General features: G+C 35.7%; 28 protein-coding genes. 7 read left to right on the forward strand and 21 right to left on the reverse strand.

The window, feature by feature from the left end; translation table 11 throughout:
• The 9 genes from ACQKN4_RS23280 to ACQKN4_RS23320 form a co-directional block, all read right to left on the reverse strand.
• Positions 1-710: PD-(D/E)XK nuclease-like domain-containing protein (locus ACQKN4_RS23280; RefSeq protein ID WP_427484937.1), on the reverse strand; the 710-nt coding region annotated here is incomplete at its 3' end.
• Positions 682-1,563, reverse strand: a complete 882-nt coding sequence (locus ACQKN4_RS23285) for a hypothetical protein (protein WP_427484938.1) — start codon at positions 1,561-1,563, stop codon at positions 682-684. The genes ACQKN4_RS23280 and ACQKN4_RS23285, both read right to left, overlap by 29 nt.
• 70 nt (positions 1,564-1,633) lie before the next feature.
• Positions 1,634-1,918, reverse strand: a complete 285-nt coding sequence (locus ACQKN4_RS23290; protein ID WP_427484939.1) for a hypothetical protein — start codon at positions 1,916-1,918, stop codon at positions 1,634-1,636.
• The gene (locus ACQKN4_RS23295; RefSeq protein ID WP_427484940.1) at positions 1,915-2,124 is read right to left on the reverse strand and encodes a hypothetical protein; all 210 of its coding nucleotides are present in this window, start codon (positions 2,122-2,124) and stop codon (positions 1,915-1,917) included. Before ACQKN4_RS23295 ends, ACQKN4_RS23290 begins: the two co-directional genes overlap by 4 nt.
• Before the next feature lie 273 nt (positions 2,125-2,397).
• The gene (locus tag ACQKN4_RS23300; RefSeq protein ID WP_427484941.1) at positions 2,398-2,664 is read right to left on the reverse strand and encodes a hypothetical protein; all 267 of its coding nucleotides are present in this window, start codon (positions 2,662-2,664) and stop codon (positions 2,398-2,400) included.
• 21 nt (positions 2,665-2,685) lie between these two features.
• Entirely contained in the window at positions 2,686-3,210 is a 525-nt protein-coding gene (locus tag ACQKN4_RS23305; RefSeq protein WP_427484942.1) for a helix-turn-helix domain-containing protein, read from the reverse strand.
• A 174-nt stretch (positions 3,211-3,384) separates the two neighbouring features.
• Positions 3,385-3,684, reverse strand: coding sequence for a hypothetical protein (locus tag ACQKN4_RS23310; protein WP_134019467.1), 300 nt, complete (start codon positions 3,682-3,684; stop codon positions 3,385-3,387).
• A 43-nt stretch (positions 3,685-3,727) separates the two neighbouring features.
• Complete coding sequence (locus ACQKN4_RS23315) at positions 3,728-3,973, reverse strand: hypothetical protein (RefSeq protein WP_427484943.1); 246 nt, start codon at positions 3,971-3,973, stop codon at positions 3,728-3,730.
• Positions 3,973-4,743, reverse strand: a complete 771-nt coding sequence (locus tag ACQKN4_RS23320) for a Rha family transcriptional regulator (RefSeq protein WP_427484944.1) — start codon at positions 4,741-4,743, stop codon at positions 3,973-3,975. Before ACQKN4_RS23320 ends, ACQKN4_RS23315 begins: the two co-directional genes overlap by 1 nt.
• Positions 4,744-4,811: 68 nt before the next feature.
• On the opposite strand from ACQKN4_RS23320, the gene ACQKN4_RS23325 reads away from it, so the two are divergent.
• Positions 4,812-5,171: a DUF2513 domain-containing protein gene (locus tag ACQKN4_RS23325; protein WP_427484945.1), complete on the forward strand. Its 360-nt coding sequence runs from the start codon at positions 4,812-4,814 to the stop codon at positions 5,169-5,171.
• Here ACQKN4_RS23325 and ACQKN4_RS23330 read toward each other — a convergent pair.
• Both ACQKN4_RS23330 and ACQKN4_RS23335 read right to left on the reverse strand, forming a co-directional pair.
• Positions 5,155-5,583, reverse strand: a complete 429-nt coding sequence (locus ACQKN4_RS23330; protein ID WP_427484946.1) for a hypothetical protein — start codon at positions 5,581-5,583, stop codon at positions 5,155-5,157. The genes ACQKN4_RS23325 and ACQKN4_RS23330 overlap by 17 nt on opposite strands.
• A gap of 12 nt (positions 5,584-5,595) precedes the next feature.
• The gene (locus ACQKN4_RS23335) at positions 5,596-5,835 is read right to left on the reverse strand and encodes a helix-turn-helix domain-containing protein (protein WP_427484947.1); all 240 of its coding nucleotides are present in this window, start codon (positions 5,833-5,835) and stop codon (positions 5,596-5,598) included.
• Positions 5,836-6,008: 173 nt separating this feature from the next.
• Here ACQKN4_RS23335 and ACQKN4_RS23340 point away from each other — a divergent pair, with 173 nt between their 5' ends.
• The 3 genes from ACQKN4_RS23340 to ACQKN4_RS23350 are packed head-to-tail and all read left to right on the forward strand — an operon-like array spanning position 6,009 to position 8,130.
• Positions 6,009-6,437, forward strand: a complete 429-nt coding sequence (locus ACQKN4_RS23340; RefSeq protein WP_427484948.1) for a helix-turn-helix domain-containing protein — start codon at positions 6,009-6,011, stop codon at positions 6,435-6,437.
• Positions 6,438-6,456: 19 nt separating this feature from the next.
• On the forward strand, positions 6,457-6,897 hold the full coding sequence (locus tag ACQKN4_RS23345) for an ImmA/IrrE family metallo-endopeptidase (protein ID WP_427484949.1): 441 nt from the start codon (positions 6,457-6,459) through the stop codon (positions 6,895-6,897).
• A gap of 45 nt (positions 6,898-6,942) precedes the next feature.
• Complete coding sequence (locus tag ACQKN4_RS23350) at positions 6,943-8,130, forward strand: tyrosine-type recombinase/integrase (protein ID WP_427484950.1); 1,188 nt, start codon at positions 6,943-6,945, stop codon at positions 8,128-8,130.
• 305 nt (positions 8,131-8,435) lie between these two features.
• Here ACQKN4_RS23350 and ACQKN4_RS23355 read toward each other — a convergent pair whose 3' ends face one another.
• Both ACQKN4_RS23355 and ACQKN4_RS23360 read right to left on the reverse strand, forming a co-directional pair.
• Complete coding sequence (locus ACQKN4_RS23355; protein ID WP_427484951.1) at positions 8,436-8,681, reverse strand: hypothetical protein; 246 nt, start codon at positions 8,679-8,681, stop codon at positions 8,436-8,438.
• 252 nt (positions 8,682-8,933) lie between these two features.
• On the reverse strand, positions 8,934-9,137 hold the full coding sequence (locus ACQKN4_RS23360; RefSeq protein WP_427484952.1) for a hypothetical protein: 204 nt from the start codon (positions 9,135-9,137) through the stop codon (positions 8,934-8,936).
• Positions 9,138-9,290: 153 nt separating this feature from the next.
• On the opposite strand from ACQKN4_RS23360, the gene ACQKN4_RS23365 reads away from it, so the two are divergent.
• Positions 9,291-9,857 carry a DUF5067 domain-containing protein gene (locus ACQKN4_RS23365; RefSeq protein WP_427484953.1) on the forward strand — a complete coding sequence of 189 codons (567 nt, stop codon included), beginning with the start codon at positions 9,291-9,293 and terminating at the stop codon, positions 9,855-9,857.
• 50 nt (positions 9,858-9,907) lie between these two features.
• Here ACQKN4_RS23365 and ACQKN4_RS23370 read toward each other — a convergent pair whose 3' ends face one another.
• Positions 9,908-10,171: a hypothetical protein gene (locus ACQKN4_RS23370; RefSeq protein ID WP_427484954.1), complete on the reverse strand. Its 264-nt coding sequence runs from the start codon at positions 10,169-10,171 to the stop codon at positions 9,908-9,910.
• Positions 10,168-11,028, reverse strand: a complete 861-nt coding sequence (locus ACQKN4_RS23375; RefSeq protein WP_427484955.1) for a ParM/StbA family protein — start codon at positions 11,026-11,028, stop codon at positions 10,168-10,170. The genes ACQKN4_RS23370 and ACQKN4_RS23375 overlap by 4 nt, the downstream gene beginning before the upstream one ends.
• A gap of 208 nt (positions 11,029-11,236) precedes the next feature.
• Here ACQKN4_RS23375 and ACQKN4_RS23380 point away from each other — a divergent pair, with 208 nt between their 5' ends.
• Together ACQKN4_RS23380 and ACQKN4_RS23385 are read left to right on the forward strand one after the other, a co-directional pair.
• A complete protein-coding gene (locus ACQKN4_RS23380; RefSeq protein WP_427484956.1) occupies positions 11,237-11,719 on the forward strand; it encodes a hypothetical protein in 483 nt (160 codons plus the stop codon).
• 11 nt (positions 11,720-11,730) lie between these two features.
• Positions 11,731-11,916 carry a hypothetical protein gene (locus ACQKN4_RS23385; protein WP_427484957.1) on the forward strand — a complete coding sequence of 62 codons (186 nt, stop codon included), beginning with the start codon at positions 11,731-11,733 and terminating at the stop codon, positions 11,914-11,916.
• Between the two features lie 17 nt (positions 11,917-11,933).
• Here ACQKN4_RS23385 and ACQKN4_RS23390 read toward each other — a convergent pair whose 3' ends face one another.
• The 6 genes from ACQKN4_RS23390 to ACQKN4_RS23415 all read right to left on the reverse strand — a co-directional run bounded on the left by ACQKN4_RS23390 (position 11,934) and on the right by ACQKN4_RS23415 (position 15,327).
• Entirely contained in the window at positions 11,934-12,296 is a 363-nt protein-coding gene (locus tag ACQKN4_RS23390) for an aconitate hydratase (RefSeq protein WP_427484958.1), read from the reverse strand.
• A gap of 129 nt (positions 12,297-12,425) precedes the next feature.
• The gene (locus ACQKN4_RS23395; protein WP_427484959.1) at positions 12,426-13,139 is read right to left on the reverse strand and encodes an N-acetylmuramoyl-L-alanine amidase; all 714 of its coding nucleotides are present in this window, start codon (positions 13,137-13,139) and stop codon (positions 12,426-12,428) included.
• Positions 13,136-13,540: a phage holin family protein gene (locus tag ACQKN4_RS23400; protein WP_427484960.1), complete on the reverse strand. Its 405-nt coding sequence runs from the start codon at positions 13,538-13,540 to the stop codon at positions 13,136-13,138. The genes ACQKN4_RS23395 and ACQKN4_RS23400 overlap by 4 nt, the downstream gene beginning before the upstream one ends.
• 136 nt (positions 13,541-13,676) lie before the next feature.
• Entirely contained in the window at positions 13,677-14,828 is a 1,152-nt protein-coding gene (locus ACQKN4_RS23405) for a siphovirus ReqiPepy6 Gp37-like family protein (protein WP_427484961.1), read from the reverse strand.
• A gap of 50 nt (positions 14,829-14,878) precedes the next feature.
• On the reverse strand, positions 14,879-14,989 hold the full coding sequence (locus tag ACQKN4_RS23410) for a CD1375 family protein (RefSeq protein WP_427484962.1): 111 nt from the start codon (positions 14,987-14,989) through the stop codon (positions 14,879-14,881).
• A complete protein-coding gene (locus tag ACQKN4_RS23415; RefSeq protein ID WP_427484963.1) occupies positions 14,989-15,327 on the reverse strand; it encodes a hypothetical protein in 339 nt (112 codons plus the stop codon). Before ACQKN4_RS23415 ends, ACQKN4_RS23410 begins: the two co-directional genes overlap by 1 nt.
• Positions 15,328-15,337 lie beyond the last annotated feature (10 nt).

Below are 15,337 nucleotides of genomic sequence, written 5' to 3' on the forward strand. Positions count from 1 at the left end.
CCTGATTTAGCAGCAATAATACTTGGCAAATGCTCCTTTACATATTCCAACTCAAATTCAAATCGGCTATTGTCAAAATGCAATATAGCTTTATCAGGTGGCGATTCTTTTGTAACTGCCACAATATATGGATCATAGTAACGTCCTGTATTTTGAAAGATGATTTCTCGATACACCCACATTTGAAGTACATAATCAAAGGCTTGTACAAACGAAACCCAAGTATTATATTTCTCGCTCCAGTAGCGTTTTCGAAGCTCCTGAGTGCTTTTTATATCACTGAAAAATCCACGTTCATGATTGATGTTATCAACTTTGATTTTCCACTCTACACCCAATAACTCACCTGTATAAATGACCTCTTTTTCTCCTTGTAGAGCGAACATGCAAAACTCGTCATTTTTAATGGTCTCAATCATGTCATCAGCTTTTTCGTAGTCCTTATACTTGTTTCCACGATTGTTGTAAATGGTGTGGTGATTTAGCTCTTTAAATTCAGCGAATGCCTCGTTACATTCAAAGGCAGCGTGTAGATATGAACCAACTATTAGAGCTGTAGAGGGAGGACGAGTGAACTCGCCTCTTACCTCTGCAAACGCTTTAGCTTCACACTCCATGGCGCTTTTAAACTGTGAAACTGACATGTAGTGCTGATTTGCCTCATTCGAGTGATAGTTATCACTATTCAATTGGAATGTCGTTTGGAGCACCTGATTTCACCTCTGCTTTTGGTTCTGCTGGAGCTTTGAAATCATCACCTAATCCACTGGATTGCTTTTTAGCATCATCTTTATTAAACCAATCCTCAACCTTACTCAAGCCGTCTTTTAAGCTGTTAAATATGTTGATTAACTCTACATAGTCATACTCAGTAAATGAATCAGCGTTGTAACCAAACTTTGCTTCTATCATTTCTTGTGTGACGCGATGCTGTTCTTTATAACTACGTAACGCATTTGCGATACGATCCTTTAATGGACCCTGACCATTACCAGCTAATGTTTCGTGACATTGACCAATCGCTTTATCAATAATGTCACCTGGTATTACTCCTAAAATGCATGAACGTAAACGGCGTGCCCCATCATTTGCTACTTTTTCGTAAATATCACGTGGATCCGTTAATTGTTTAATAGACCCTTTAGCTTTCATAGAGTGCTTGACGGTAAATACCTTTTCTTGACGGACATTCGTTTCAAGATCCCAACAGAATGCTTTTGCAACTGACTCACCTTCGCGTTGCTCTAGTTCCTGAATGCCATATGATAAATTGCCCCAGTTTTGCGCAATTGCTTCTGCTAATCGAATCGACGGACCAGTTACTCGTTGCCCACCACGTGGATATTGATACATTGCGACCTGTGCTAGTGCGGGACGTTTACACGTATCTAATACACGTTGCTCAGCTTGGAATACGTTACGCGGAAACTGTTTCGCCATGAAAATTTGTCCTTTAACTTCTTCCATTTCACGGGAAGCACTAGCTTGTGCTAATGCTCCTCCACCTTGAAATTGAAGTTGTCCCATTTGAGGACTATTGAACTGTTCTGCAAGGTTACTCATTGAAATTCCTCCTGTAGTGCGCTATAATGAGCGCAATTAATGATTTGTTTAAGCCACTCTGCCAAGTGGTTTATTTTTTTGTATGAGCAAAACCATAATGCTCTTCCACATAAGCAATTACCTCTGAATCAGTCATGTCATAAGTTGATTCATCCCTATATCCAACAGCCAAGTAATCACTTATATTGTCGATGTGTACGATTGCATCACCGATTTCAAAGAACACGTCACCAGAAGCTATGAAACTACCAAAATCATCGTGCATTTCAAAGCTGACAACTGGCTTATAAGGTGGCATCGGATACTCAATCCGACCACGTACCATTGGGTTTTCTACTTCTAATAGAGCAGTCACGCTATCGCCTCCTTTTGTTTTTGTAATACTCCTGCATAAGATGCTGTTACAAAGCTTAGATAACGCACGTTGCCCTCAATAGCCACTAACGTGTAAATGATTCCTGTAAATTCATTGATAATGTCATACTCAGCAAATCGTTCTTCAAACACTTCAGTGTCTAAAAGTTCATCTTTCATTTTTGGCTTAAATTGAGCAAGACCCATGTTCTCACCTTCTTTCTGATGGCATCCCATCAAGCAACTTACAGTGGCAAAACATACCGGGGAGACGGTGCTGTAAGCTGCTTGACGAGAGCGAGATAACACTCGCAAACGTCTGAAATTGTGGTATAATGAACTTGTATATGTTGTCCGCTGTTTAGTCGTTACCGCGATTAAGCAGCTTTTTTATTGCCATTTAACTTCTCCAACATCCTCTTATCGCAAATGAAGTGTAAATAAACTAACCTCTGCTTTACCGTCATGTGTCGCCATGCTCTAGGCTTGATTCGCATATTCCTTCATCACCTCGCCAAGTAGTCCTCTTTCCTGTGCATCCTTGATAACCCACATGAAATTTTGTTGATCTTGTAAATGTGTTTTTAATCTTTTGATTTGATTCATAGTTTGTTGACTTTTCCGCATGCATTCTGCTGATAAGTGATACTCACCACGTTTGTTATGAACACCAATTGCTACTAATAAATCCTCGTTACAAGCTTCTAATTTTGCTATTTCTAGCTTTAATTTTTTAACTATACCCATGTAAATAGCCCTCCGATTCAATCATTCAATAAACCCTGCCTTTTCAAGATCCTGATAATGACTTGTCCAAACCCCTGTGTAACTAATATCAAGATGTTTTGTAGTTACAGCAATAAAGTTCGCCAGTGCGGTTGCTGCCTCTACAGCTTCCTCTATCATGTCCATCATGTTTTTCTTTTCATAAGGATTGATTGCTTCTTTCGGTTTAGCTAGACTTGTTTGTTTAATAGAAACAATCGCTTCTTCAAGCTCCTCAATTGTTTTTTCTCGTACGCTACATCGGTGAAGGTCTACGTTTGGACCGTTTAACCATATCGGACCTGTACCTGTGTACTGATGTTGTACTGTTAAAGCAAACTTAGGATCATCGTACTTACCAACGATGTTTCTGCTCACATCTGCTGGAACTTTGGCACGACCGTTCTCGTATTTCGAAACAGCCTCTCTTCCTAGTCCAAATTCAAAGCCAAGTTGTGTCTGCGTTTTGTCACCTCTGACTCTGACTTCTTTCAATGCTTCGCCAACTAAATTACTAGTTGCATTCATATTTCCATCCCTTTCCGGTTGATTTAAGTCGCATTTCGCTTTAAAGTTAACTTTTATGAGACCGTCATTTTTCTAATGAAGGTATATAATATTGTTAAGAGGTAGATTTGCCCCTACCTCTTAGATTTCTACTAGATTGGTAGTTTGACTTGAGGCCATTTGCCCTGGCCTCTCCTATATTGCTCTTAATTTCGGATTAAGAGCTTGCGCTATTGTTGAATTTTCATTAATCCATTTAAAAACTAAATCTCGAGGATAGTGCGCTTGAATGTGCGGGAATATCGGGAATGAACCGATTTTCACCAAATCATAAATTTTAGCTATCTTACATTGAAAAATTTCACATAGATGATCATTTGTTAATATCTCTGGATACTTTTGAACAGCATGAGTTTTCCAAAATTGTTCGTTTTCTTCTCGTACGACCATTCGTACTTTTTCTAGAAATTCAGTTTCATAATCTGGATGGAACATAATTTTGACCTCCTAATTCGAGTCTGCTTTGCCCAGCAGCATTTCAGCAGTTTTCTGATCGTTTAAGTGCGTCACTAGCTTGTTGTAAAATGAAAATTATTTCGTCCAGTTCTTCATAATCAAGACTCAAGGTAATACCTGTGTTTTCTGTGTTTTCTGTGTAGCCAGCAGCTTCATTTCCATCGACCGTATTTATAGAAACAACTGATAAAGCACTATCAACGTTTGTATCAGTTTCAATTGCGAATTCACTAGTTAATAATGTGTTTTTACGAATTAGTTCAATCATTAGGCTCCCAACCCTTCTACTTTAATTTGATGTTTAATGGCCATCTCTTTTACTATTGCTAAGTAGATTTCAGTTAATCTTGCATCATCAGCAATAACATCAAGCTTTGTTACTTTGTCCAGTTTGGATTTAGAAATCCCGTTTAAAGCCATTTCTTTTCTACGGTTACTTAAGCGAATATCTAACTTACAACGGCCACGTTCTTCTAAAATTTGATAACTTTCATTACGGACATTTCGATAAGCTTCGAATCCACCACGTGAAAGAGCTATCTTATTAATAAGATTTGTAACCTTCTTGCGCCATTCAGTCGGGTTAAGAGCAATAATTTCAGCTATATTATCCTGTTTAGTTTCTAATTGCAGTTGTTTTTCTTCTACAGCATTTAAACGGCGTTCTTGTTCTACTCCTTGTTGAGCAATCATGGCGATAATTTCAGCTTGAGTTGGCTGTTGCATAGTAAAATTGACTTTCTGTTGTTCTTCCAGCTCATTGAAGCGTTCGATGTAAGCCGTTGCAAATTGAGTACCCTTTTCACCAGTCATGCGTGTGCCGTAAAGTTCGCAACCTTTTTTCGTTAGTAAGTAACATGGTTGCTGTTTGTTTTGGGAATTTGTATATTCACTTTCGATGAAATAGGACTCTCCAATTTTGGATTGTCCTCCTAGATGCTCGATAATGATTTTAATATCGCGCATCACATGAGCATGTTGCCGTTCCACCATTTCGGCCACTTCCGTACTTGGGATATTTCTTGTTAATTGATTCATGATAAAACCTCCTATGTTTTAAAATTTTCCAATCTGCTAAACTATTGGTAGATTGGAGGTGAAAATATATGAAATTAAATTTTGATGCTATGCGCGAAATAATGTTTGTGATAGAAGAACAACCTAGTAACATAGATGTTAATGTAGTTGTATTCGATGCTCGACTTGAGCGATTTGATAAAAACGAACTTGGTTACGCTATTGAAAAATTAATTGAGTCTAATCTTCTGAACGGTCAAGTTGGAAAATCAAAAACCGGTACACAGTTACTTATTCATTCAATCAGTTTAGAAGGTCATCAATTTATAGATGCCATCCGACAAGATACCGTTTGGAATAAAACGAAAGAAACTGCTTCTAAAGTGGGTGCGGCCACTATTAGAGAAATTGGTTCGATTGTGTTTGGTTCTGTCAAAGAATTGTTTTAAAATCTAACCCTTTGACCTTGGCGTAGAATTTTACTGTCACTTCGGAAATGTTATTAACATCTGATTTAATTGAAACGTCTATCAAATTTTCTACTTCCATACCATTAATAAAGAAACCATTTTCAAGTGACACTACGTCATAGTCAAATCCATCGAAATTATACCGTGGGTACTTTTTAATCAACCCATCAACATCTTTTTCGTTTAAGTAGCCAGCAGCGATTAGTAAATCAATATAGCTTACTTCCTCGTTGTGTTCGCTAATTTTTCTAAGCACTTGTGAGGATGGTGTGCCAATTGATACTCCTTTCTTCAAACAAGTTAAATGATTTAACGAAAGACCTATTTCCTCGGCAAATTCATAATCTGACGTTTCTCCTTGTGCCGATTCAATTAAATGAATTAAATTCATCGTTTTTTCCTCCTAAGCTAATTGTTTTAATCCAAAATTAAGCGTTTCGCTTAATTTGTTGTCAAAAAAAACTGTGACATTGACTTCTAATATAGACGCAATAAGCTCTAATTTATTTACGTCTAATACAATTTCACCTTTCGAAACTTTAGAATACCATTGTGGAGTATGACCGCAAGATCTTGCTATATGAGATTTTGTTACACCTTTTCTTTTACGAACTTCTTCAATATTTAAATAAACAGTAGACATAAATTGCACCTCCTTAATTTCGCTCAGAATTAAGCGCTTCGTTTAACTTAATTACAGTATAGATTAAACGAAACGTTAAAGTCAAGCCAAAATATAAAAATATTAAACTTATCGTTTAATTAAGTTTAACCATACGTTTAATTAAGCTATATTAAAACAAAGAGGTGAGAGAAATGGCTTTAGGGGAAAGATTGAAAAAAGCTAGAAATGACAAAAACCTTACTCAAATGGAGGTAGCTAAAAAATTAGGTGTAACAAACGGCGCTTTATCTGGTTACGAAAGAAATTACAGAGACCCTGATACAAACATGTTAAAACAAATGGCTGAATTATATGAAGTTTCTCTTGATTACTTACTTGGAAACAAAAATATTAATATTAATGAACCAGACTTATCAAAAAAAGATGAACGTGACGTAGCTAAACGCATGGACGAATTACGTGAGGATTTATCATCAGCAACTGGCTTACTATTCAACGGTGAGCCGATGTCAGAAGAAGCAAAAGAATCTTTATTAGAAGCAATGGAGTTCGGCATCCGACTCGCAAAGAAAAACAACAAAAAATTCATTCCTAATAAATATAGAGACAACGAAGATTAATCTGATTAGAGGGATGCAAATGGATTTTATCCAATCTAAAGTCGATAATTTATACAAAAAATATGGTACTCGAAATCCATTTGAAATAGCAGATTTATTAAAAATTAACGTTATCCATTGGGATTTACATTATGAAATAAACGGCTTTTATCAGTACGAAAAGCGTAATCAAATTATTTTTTTAAATAACACTCTTTCATATGATGATCAACGTGTGGTTTGTGCGCATGAATTAGGACATGCAGTTTTGCATAGATGTTCTAGTGTTCCTTTTATGCGTGCTAACACTCTTTTTTCTATTGATAAAATTGAAGTTGAAGCAAATAAGTTTGCTGCTTATCTATTAATTCCAGATGAGAGTTTATTTGATTCATATGATCAAATGACTATTTATGATATAGCTACCTTATATAATGTTCCTGCAGAATTGGCAGAACTTAAATTTAAGGGGCTATTTTAATATACAAATAAGAACGTACATTCTTGTGTTATAGGAGGAAACCACATGGCTTCTATTCAAAAATATAAATTAAAAGATGGAAAAGAACGTTGGATGTATGTAATTGAAAATGGGACAGATCCGTTAACAGGAAAACGTGAGCGAATTGTTAAACGTGGGTTTTTAAAAGAAAAAGAAGCTATCAAAGCTGCTAGAGATATGGAATACGAGATGGAGAAATGGAACCTTGATTTTAAAAACAAGATTACTTTTCAAGAACTTACAGACGAATGGTTTAAGTATTATAAAAGTATAGGAGTTAAAAAAGCCACTATAAGAATTCGTATATATGAATCTAATAAGTTGTTAACTTATTTTTCAAACAAAAAAGTTAGAGATATTACCCAAGTTATGTATCAACGCTTTTTAAATGAAATGAACAAAGAATATAATATAAATACACTATCAGGGATCAACGGAACGGCGAAAATGATTTTTAAATACGCTAGAGAGTTAGGTGTAATTCATAACGATCCAACTGAATTTGCTAAATTACCTAAAAAAATTAAAACCGTTGAGGAAATTGAAAATGAAAATGTTCAAAATGTTTATTTTGAAAAGAATGAACTAAAAGAGTTCCTTGACGCAGCCCTTACTCATGGTAAAAAAGACGATTATTTCATTTTCAACATGCTGGCATGGACAGGTATGAGATTAGGTGAATTATTAGCATTAAAATGGAGTGATATTGATTTAGAGAATAGGACTATTTCTATTACTAAAACATTGTATAATCCCAATAATAATATATTGTCTCATGAATTGACGCCACCTAAAACTAGTGGGTCTGTAAGAACTATTGACATAGAACAAGAGTTGATTGAATTGTTGAAGAGTCATCGTTTACTACAAAAACAAGTTAAATTATCTTTAGGTACAAAATATAGCGACTTTGATTTTGTCGTATCAAAGCTTAGACCGCCAAATCTAGGATACCCATATTATTTAAAGTTAGTGAATATTCGTATGCAAGTCATTTTAAAACATACGACAATTGAAAAACATTTAACTCCCCATTCATTCCGTCACACCCACACTTCCCTTTTAGCTGAGGTAGGTGTTCCTTTAGAATTAATTATGGAACGACTGGGCCACGAATCGGACAAAACGACAACTAAGGTTTATTTACATGTCACGAAAGATAGAAAAAAAGAGGCATCAGAAAAGTTCGGGAAATTAATGAGAAGTCTTTAAAAAATACGCTTTTTTAAAAACCAGGCATTGTTTCGGCATCATTTTAACTCAACGACCGATAGAAAGCCTTGTAATACTGATATTCTAGAGATTTGTTACATCATGGATATTATATAGTATATTAATCTATCAGCATTTACTGCTTTATTTTTGGTGTATTACATCATTTGAAAACATGATGTAACTTTCTTAAATTCTATCATTCTACGTTCTTTTCTATTAGTTTAGGCATCGTTTCGGCATCATTTAAACTAGAAAATCACTCATTATTCAGATGAGTGATTTTCTTATTTTTATGTAATTTTTTAGTTAACCAATATCTCTAATTCAGTGATTCGATCAGATAGAAGATTATTCATAAATTTCAACTCTTCATTTTCATGACGTCCTAGCACATTATTGTCATGCAATAGATAAAGTAACTCTATTTCTATATCGTTCACAACTTTATCCCACCAACTTCCGATATCGTTTGAATTAGGTGGAGGGATACTAAAGATTTCAGAGAAAATTTTTAATACATCTAACAGCTCTTTCGTTGTCGTTTTCATAATTTACCCCCTCAAAAAAATGAGGACATTCACTTTTACAAAACAATTGTTTTGAATTATAATAAATGTTAGTTTAATTGGGTGAATGTCACTCGGATTACTACCACATTTCAAGTTACAGCTTGTGATGTGGTTTTTTATTTCCATTTGTTATTTTTATGGTAGCACTGGAATCATAAAAATAAAATGGGTTACAAGCCCAATTCAAAAATTTTGTCGAGGTATCTACAATTTACGACAAATTTCACCATCTCAAAGCGAAATAACCTCTACTAAATCACCGTCAGGTGTTAATATAACTTTCTTTAATCCAATACCTCGTTTGCATTTGTAAAGAGCATAAAATGAATAATTTCCTTTCTCTTCTTTATAATGAATGATTTTTCTATAGTCACAATTAGTTTTAACTTTTTCGAAGTAGTAGGTTGCTATCGTGTGTAATGTCTCGATGTCCATGCTTTAGTATTTGTAAATTTCACAAGTTCTAATCGATGAACATAAATATAGACCGTTTCGCTAATTTACTGTGCCAAAAACAATACTGACAACCATTACCATAACTGATACAATTTAATAGAACTAACATATACAAAGGAGACTATTTTAAAAATGAAGAAAAAACTAATTTTTAGCGCAGCACTAGTACTATCAATCGGTCTAGCTGGATGTGGCGCAGATTCATCGAAGGATGAAAAGCCAAAAGAGGAAACTAAAACTACTGCATCTACTGATAAAACAGCAGATAAAGAAACAAAAAGTGATGGTGTTTATTTTAAAGATGGCGAAGTTAAAATTGAGGATGTAAAAATAAAAATAACTGAAACTAAAGTTATTCCTGTTGGTGAAAAAGGGAACGAATATGGTGAAAAACCTGTATTTGCAATTTGGTATGAAACTACAAATTTAAGTGATAAAGAGATAAACCCAATATCAGCATGGATAGCTGTATTTACTGGAATTCAAGATAACAACCCAAATGCTGTTAATGAGTTAGAGGTTGGCAGTCTACCAGACGACAGATTTTCAAATTCTCAACTTGAAAATATCAAAAAGGATGGCACTGTAGAAAATGCCGTTGCCTATGATCTTGATGATTTAGAAACGCCAGTAACTTTATTAGCTAAAAAAGGTCTTATGGGCGAAGAATTAGGTACACAAGATTACCCAGTTAAATAATAAAATCAGAAAAGACCACTCATTTTTTTCAAGTGAGTGGCTTTTCTTTTCTATATAAAACTACTCATGGCTTCTTTTGTCTCAATGGAATACGTTTCATCTTCATGTATTATTGGCTCATTTCGGTCTATTCTTATCTCACTCCCCGAACAGCGTTTCATATCTTCTTCAATCAGTCTCTTCACATACTTGCTAAAATTTCGAGGTTTTTCAGTTAGTGGGTTGATTTGTTCAGCATGTTTCAATAGTGCAAGATCATGTTCATCTGTAGTGTTAAAGCTAACAGGTTTGTTCTTCCTACCCTCATTACTCATCCAAATGCCCCCTTTGCTATTTCGTAAAATCCAAACGCATTCGCAAAGATAGGGTGTAAAGTTTTCACCCCATTCCCACGATGAATTGTCGGATTAATGATTTCTGCATTAGTGTAATGTTCTATTATATATGGCACTATTCCTTCTGTAATACCACCACAAATCAATATTTTATCGTTTTTATCCCATTTCAACTTAGTTGTATTGCGAATAACTCCTCTTGCTATCTTTTGAAGATCATCCTTATTTGCTACCGTTTCAACTCCAAAGTTAAAAGTGGTGCTTGCTTTATTAATATGCTTTTTATCAATTATTGTAGCTGCGTTAACAGTTCCACTACCTATATCGATTACACGTATTGTACCCTCACTAGGTCGTGCCCAAAATGCTCCACTTCCTTCAGGTGCTACAGCCACTTGTTCAACAGTTACTTTTCTATTCTTTCCGTTCAACTTTATATCATGTTGACCCTTTAACATGGAAATGATGGACTCTTTTTCGGCTTGTTTATGCCGTTTAATTGGTTGCCCTGTCACAAAGCTAACCTTTTCTATATGCGGGCAGTATCGACCTAAATAGCGATGTATTGCTAATAAGACTCTGATTTTTGTATCCTCATGCGCTTTACTATCTCCATATCTGGTACCATCTCCAAACTCATCCTCAAACTGAGCTATGGTTCCTGCAAATCCTTTACGACCAGCCACTTCAAATTCCATGTCGTCAGGACCAAATGATTCTTCTACATCACGCTCAAACCAATCACAGATGTTTGTTTTAAATGAATCAACACCAAATGGTCCTACTACCTTCGCTTTGTGATTCCCTGCATCAATTCCCAAAATGATTCTATCCAATACAATCCCCTTTCGTTTTGTATTACAAATGTAGTACATTTTATAACTTTCCAAGACGAATTATTACAATTGTAATAAATATTTTTATCATGGTTCTTTTCCGAAAACAGCTCACGTATACCTACATTAAGTCTAGGAATCGAGTAAAGTTAGGATAAATTCCTAGGGATACGCTTTAAAAAGGTACGGGGAGGAGGAAATTTTTTCGATGGGGAGCAGGAGAATCACTCGCTCAGACAAAAAAGTTGATGTGAAACCCACTATCTCGGAGTCCTTGAAAACCACCTTATACAAATTTGCAGAAATATGTGGTGAATACGTTAAAGATGTAGCAGAAAGGTTGTGTAATACTGGCGCTGTGTCGGAGATCATCATTAATGAAATAAGGAGATGGTTCAGGAGAGATTATCGTTGGAATAATACAATCACCATGGGCTATCCAGAAAGACCAAAATTGAGGATAACTGTTCAGCCTAATAGAGGCAAAGTAACAATCAAATTTAAACAGCGAGATTTCGACCAATTGAGCGTGTTGGCCTTCGCTCTTGATATAACACCAACCACTACTGCAGCAGTACTTATTCGCATGACGCTTGGAAATAGAAGATTTATGCAATGGTACTTGTCTAAATTCATGTTGCATTTAGGTGAAATTAAGATTCGTCAGATTTATCGATTACTCAAATTATAAGGAGATGACTCATGGCCATCATTGATATTGTTGGTATTACATTTAGTAGTGGAATTATTATTTTGTATGTTATGGAGAAAACCGAAAGAGTAGTGCGTATCATAAAGATGATGTTTGAGGAGCAGATTGATGAGGCTATTACTGTCGTAAGGAAAGTAGTGCCTAAGAGGAAAAAGCACGATGAGTTAGAGGTTTAATGCACAAAACCAGGTACTCACTTTTCAATTGAGTCCTGGTCTTTATTTTGGTGACTAATTAATAAATTTTCTACTTGTGTTTTGATTGCCATATTAGCATATCGTAGAATCACGTCATTTCCTGCAGTCGCTACATGTACATCACTAAAGTATTCGTCTATCTTTTCCCACTTCACCACTCTAATTTTATCTTTGGCTAACAGCCTTTTAGAGTTGTAATAATCTTGTGTTATGTCCTTTAGAAGCTTTTCGAGGATTGGCAAGTAGACCCTACTCATTTTAAGATTTTCTATCACTTTGAAATCTCGCTGCAATGATTGAATCGCCATATCTAAAATCACAAACTTATGGAATAATTGACGCTGTTCAATATTCAACATATAACTCCACTCCTCACACAAGAACATTCGTTTGTATTATTTTAGAACAATTGTTTGCATTTTAGCAAGTGAAATCTGTGAAAAAAAATACCCATTACCAATTGAGGTAACGGTCCTTTAATGAATTTATCACTTTACTTCATACAATTTTGTTATCTTGCTCTCATTGTTATAAACAAGTTTCAATCCTAATAGCTCAGCTAAATCACGCACTTGAACATGCGTCCTACCATCTATAATCATAGCAGGAATGGATTTACTATCATTCAGCATTACTTTAGCTTGTGCCTCTTTTACTTCCTCTTTTTTTGTATAGCATAAATAAGTAGCTAATGAATCTGCTATAGCAGTACAAATACCATTAAAGTTTTTTTGGTACAGTTCAACGTCAGCTTGGCTATCAACAAAACATACTTCAATTAATATAGCTGGTTTATAAGTATTTTTAAGGAAATACAGCTCTGTGCGTTGTTTAGGCCCACGATCTTTTAGCCCTGATACTTTTGCAATTTCAGCACTTACTTTAGCTGATAAATCCTTCATATCATAATACAGTACCTCTACACCACGTGGAGCATCAGTGACACTTGCAGCGTTGAAATGAACGCTCCAGTCCAGTTCTCGAGCTTGCTTGTTGTGATAATTTACGATGGTTTGGAGATTTTGATTTTGAGATGTTGACATATCGTCATGGAATACTGAACCAGCACCATTGTATTGTGTTGTTAAGATACGATGTACCTCATTTGTTACTTTACGCGCTTCTTCTACTTCATCAATGAAATATTTTGCGCCTCTGATTGTCAATCCGTGACCACTAGAACCTACGTATCTTTTTGTCATTTCACTTCACCTTCTCCTGTTTTATCTTTTACAATCGATAAAATGTTTTTAATAAAGTCAGGCATTGGTAAGCCCATCTTTGTGCCGTTTTCTGTTATTGAAATAAATTCGAGTACACAAAATGCAATGGCTGCCCCATCCCCTGCGTACTCGATACCCGGTATCACTAATGAAAGCATGTACACCGAACCTACTAGCAATAAGTAATAAATTTTTCGCATGATGCCGTTGAAACCAACTCGGCTATTTAAGTTACGGTTAACGATACCGCCCAAAATTCCTGTGATATAATCAATCGCCATAAACCCTATTAAAACAGTTACTGCCATACCTAAACCATTCACCGAATAAGAAACGAGTGTACCTACAACACCACTAATTCCTGCTACCCATCTTTCCATTAACATCATTCCTTTGCCCTAAAATAAGTAACGCTGTCAGACGCATTGAGAATCAGTAACATGTACTGTTGCCCATCCCAATTGCTCTCATAGCGCTAAAAAACCATAAAAAATAACGCTAAGCTTCTGCTTGCGTCTATTTCTTCAATTCGTATTTGAATGTATTGATCTCACGTCTTATTTTACTGATAAACGTTGGCTTATCATTATCAAACACGACTTCAATTTTCCGTTTGCCATATTCATAAATAATTTTTATTGCAGTTATTCGAGTATCCATCGTTACGCCCCAGCCTTTATCACGAACCGTGACCATATCACCTATGTTGTAACCTTCTTCGAAAACTAAATGAGATTTAGTGAGTATCTGACCGCCTAAATAAATTTCTTGAGCATGTTCAGATAACTTTTCATTACCACGTTTATTGAGGTCAGCTACAATCTTTTCGATTGGAAGTGCTTCCCCTTCTTCATCTTCCTCTGATACATCTCTTGCATCTACAAACATCTCATATCGGTCAGCACCTACAGCATCACCAATCGAGATAATTGTACGTTCTATACCTTCACCTTGCCCTGCGACAACCGCAAAGTTCTTATAATCTAAATCACTCTCTGTGTATTCAAGCGACTCAATTGTTCCTCGTTCCGTTGAGAAAATAGCCTGCGGTAACCCTGTTTGATTGGCCACTAAGTTTCTACCTTCGTTCACAACGAATACAAAACGTTTATTTTTTAAATCAACCTCAATGTTCCATCCTAAACCATGAAGCTCAGATAATTCTTTCAGCTTTTCATGTAATGAGTCATACCTTGAATTTTCTTCAATGATTGGACCTCTATTTTTGTTGGTACCTAGCACTAATCGCGGGAAGATACGAGCCGGATCACTTGGATTAATCATTTGTGTATTCACAAAATGCCTCATTACTGTCTCTACATTACCTTTCACACTTTCGTGAGTCTTACCTATTACAGGGTTGATAAGACGCTGAGACGTAAAGGTTTTTAATGATAAGGCTTTAATAGTCCAGTCCTCCGTTTGCTTACCGTTTTCATCAAGTTCAATCTCTCGGTGCCTAATGATATAAGCTTGGTCTAATCGATTGTAAGGAAAGATGATATTACCTTTAACCAACTTGTCAGCATGCTGTAGGTATCGGTTGATTCGTAACTCTAACACTCCAATATCTGACCACGAGATACCTATTTGAGCTGAAGAGTATCGGTCAACCTCGCCTAACAAGTTAAATTCATCGTCAATGATTCGTATAGGGATATTTTGCATGTATTTTCTCCTTTCAAAGGCATAAAAAATAACGCTTGCTTATGTCGCGTTTACTTGTTTTCGTTATTGAGTAATGTTTGAACAGCTTCTCGCCACAGCAATGGCACCTGGTCAACTGTTCGCAAGTTCATTTTAATTAAATCCCAATATAATTTAGCCATTATAAAACCCCCTTGTTTGTTAGTGTCTCTACTAATTCAGCAACAGCTAATTGATTCTCTAAATTATCTTGTTGTTGTACTTCTGCTGATTCAGCTATTGCAAGTTTTAATTCTTTACTTTCTTCTTTTACGGCATCCAGTTCTTTTTGAGTGTTCTTAATAGCATCGAACTCTGCTTTAGGTACTGTCACCATTTGGACTGGTGGTTTAGCAGGTTCATCTGAGAATACTAAGAAGTTACCTTCTGCAATATTGCGTTCTTCTATTAAGAATTTATCAGCAAACTCGGCTATTAGGCGCTCACGTTCTTCTGGTGTATAGTATTGAATAGTTAGCATGTAAAAACCC

Source organism: Lysinibacillus sp. NPDC093692, assembly GCF_050280125.1.
In the GTDB taxonomy this organism is placed as follows: Bacteria; Bacillota; Bacilli; order Bacillales_A; family Planococcaceae; genus Lysinibacillus.

Excerpts from the sequence above, each read along its gene's own strand:
- ACQKN4_RS23285 (WP_427484938.1), bottom strand. The coding sequence starts at position 1,563 with ATGAGTAACCTTGCAGAACAGTTCAATAGTCCTCAAATGGGACAACTT.
- ACQKN4_RS23295 (WP_427484940.1), bottom strand. The coding sequence starts at position 2,124 with ATGGGTCTTGCTCAATTTAAGCCAAAAATGAAAGATGAACTTTTAGAC.
- ACQKN4_RS23300 (WP_427484941.1), bottom strand. The coding sequence starts at position 2,664 with ATGGGTATAGTTAAAAAATTAAAGCTAGAAATAGCAAAATTAGAAGCT.
- ACQKN4_RS23305 (WP_427484942.1), bottom strand. The coding sequence starts at position 3,210 with ATGAATGCAACTAGTAATTTAGTTGGCGAAGCATTGAAAGAAGTCAGA.
- ACQKN4_RS23310 (WP_134019467.1), bottom strand. The coding sequence starts at position 3,684 with ATGTTCCATCCAGATTATGAAACTGAATTTCTAGAAAAAGTACGAATG.
- ACQKN4_RS23315 (WP_427484943.1), bottom strand. The coding sequence starts at position 3,973 with ATGATTGAACTAATTCGTAAAAACACATTATTAACTAGTGAATTCGCA.
- ACQKN4_RS23320 (WP_427484944.1), bottom strand. The coding sequence starts at position 4,743 with ATGAATCAATTAACAAGAAATATCCCAAGTACGGAAGTGGCCGAAATG.
- ACQKN4_RS23325 (WP_427484945.1), top strand. The coding sequence starts at position 4,812 with ATGAAATTAAATTTTGATGCTATGCGCGAAATAATGTTTGTGATAGAA.
- ACQKN4_RS23330 (WP_427484946.1), bottom strand. The coding sequence starts at position 5,583 with ATGAATTTAATTCATTTAATTGAATCGGCACAAGGAGAAACGTCAGAT.
- ACQKN4_RS23335 (WP_427484947.1), bottom strand. The coding sequence starts at position 5,835 with ATGTCTACTGTTTATTTAAATATTGAAGAAGTTCGTAAAAGAAAAGGT.
- ACQKN4_RS23340 (WP_427484948.1), top strand. The coding sequence starts at position 6,009 with ATGGCTTTAGGGGAAAGATTGAAAAAAGCTAGAAATGACAAAAACCTT.
- ACQKN4_RS23345 (WP_427484949.1), top strand. The coding sequence starts at position 6,457 with ATGGATTTTATCCAATCTAAAGTCGATAATTTATACAAAAAATATGGT.
- ACQKN4_RS23350 (WP_427484950.1), top strand. The coding sequence starts at position 6,943 with ATGGCTTCTATTCAAAAATATAAATTAAAAGATGGAAAAGAACGTTGG.
- ACQKN4_RS23355 (WP_427484951.1), bottom strand. The coding sequence starts at position 8,681 with ATGAAAACGACAACGAAAGAGCTGTTAGATGTATTAAAAATTTTCTCT.
- ACQKN4_RS23360 (WP_427484952.1), bottom strand. The coding sequence starts at position 9,137 with ATGGACATCGAGACATTACACACGATAGCAACCTACTACTTCGAAAAA.
- ACQKN4_RS23365 (WP_427484953.1), top strand. The coding sequence starts at position 9,291 with ATGAAGAAAAAACTAATTTTTAGCGCAGCACTAGTACTATCAATCGGT.
- ACQKN4_RS23370 (WP_427484954.1), bottom strand. The coding sequence starts at position 10,171 with ATGAGTAATGAGGGTAGGAAGAACAAACCTGTTAGCTTTAACACTACA.
- ACQKN4_RS23380 (WP_427484956.1), top strand. The coding sequence starts at position 11,237 with ATGGGGAGCAGGAGAATCACTCGCTCAGACAAAAAAGTTGATGTGAAA.
- ACQKN4_RS23385 (WP_427484957.1), top strand. The coding sequence starts at position 11,731 with ATGGCCATCATTGATATTGTTGGTATTACATTTAGTAGTGGAATTATT.
- ACQKN4_RS23390 (WP_427484958.1), bottom strand. The coding sequence starts at position 12,296 with ATGTTGAATATTGAACAGCGTCAATTATTCCATAAGTTTGTGATTTTA.
- ACQKN4_RS23395 (WP_427484959.1), bottom strand. The coding sequence starts at position 13,139 with ATGACAAAAAGATACGTAGGTTCTAGTGGTCACGGATTGACAATCAGA.
- ACQKN4_RS23400 (WP_427484960.1), bottom strand. The coding sequence starts at position 13,540 with ATGGAAAGATGGGTAGCAGGAATTAGTGGTGTTGTAGGTACACTCGTT.
- ACQKN4_RS23405 (WP_427484961.1), bottom strand. The coding sequence starts at position 14,828 with ATGCAAAATATCCCTATACGAATCATTGACGATGAATTTAACTTGTTA.
- ACQKN4_RS23410 (WP_427484962.1), bottom strand. The coding sequence starts at position 14,989 with ATGGCTAAATTATATTGGGATTTAATTAAAATGAACTTGCGAACAGTT.
- ACQKN4_RS23415 (WP_427484963.1), bottom strand. The coding sequence starts at position 15,327 with ATGCTAACTATTCAATACTATACACCAGAAGAACGTGAGCGCCTAATA.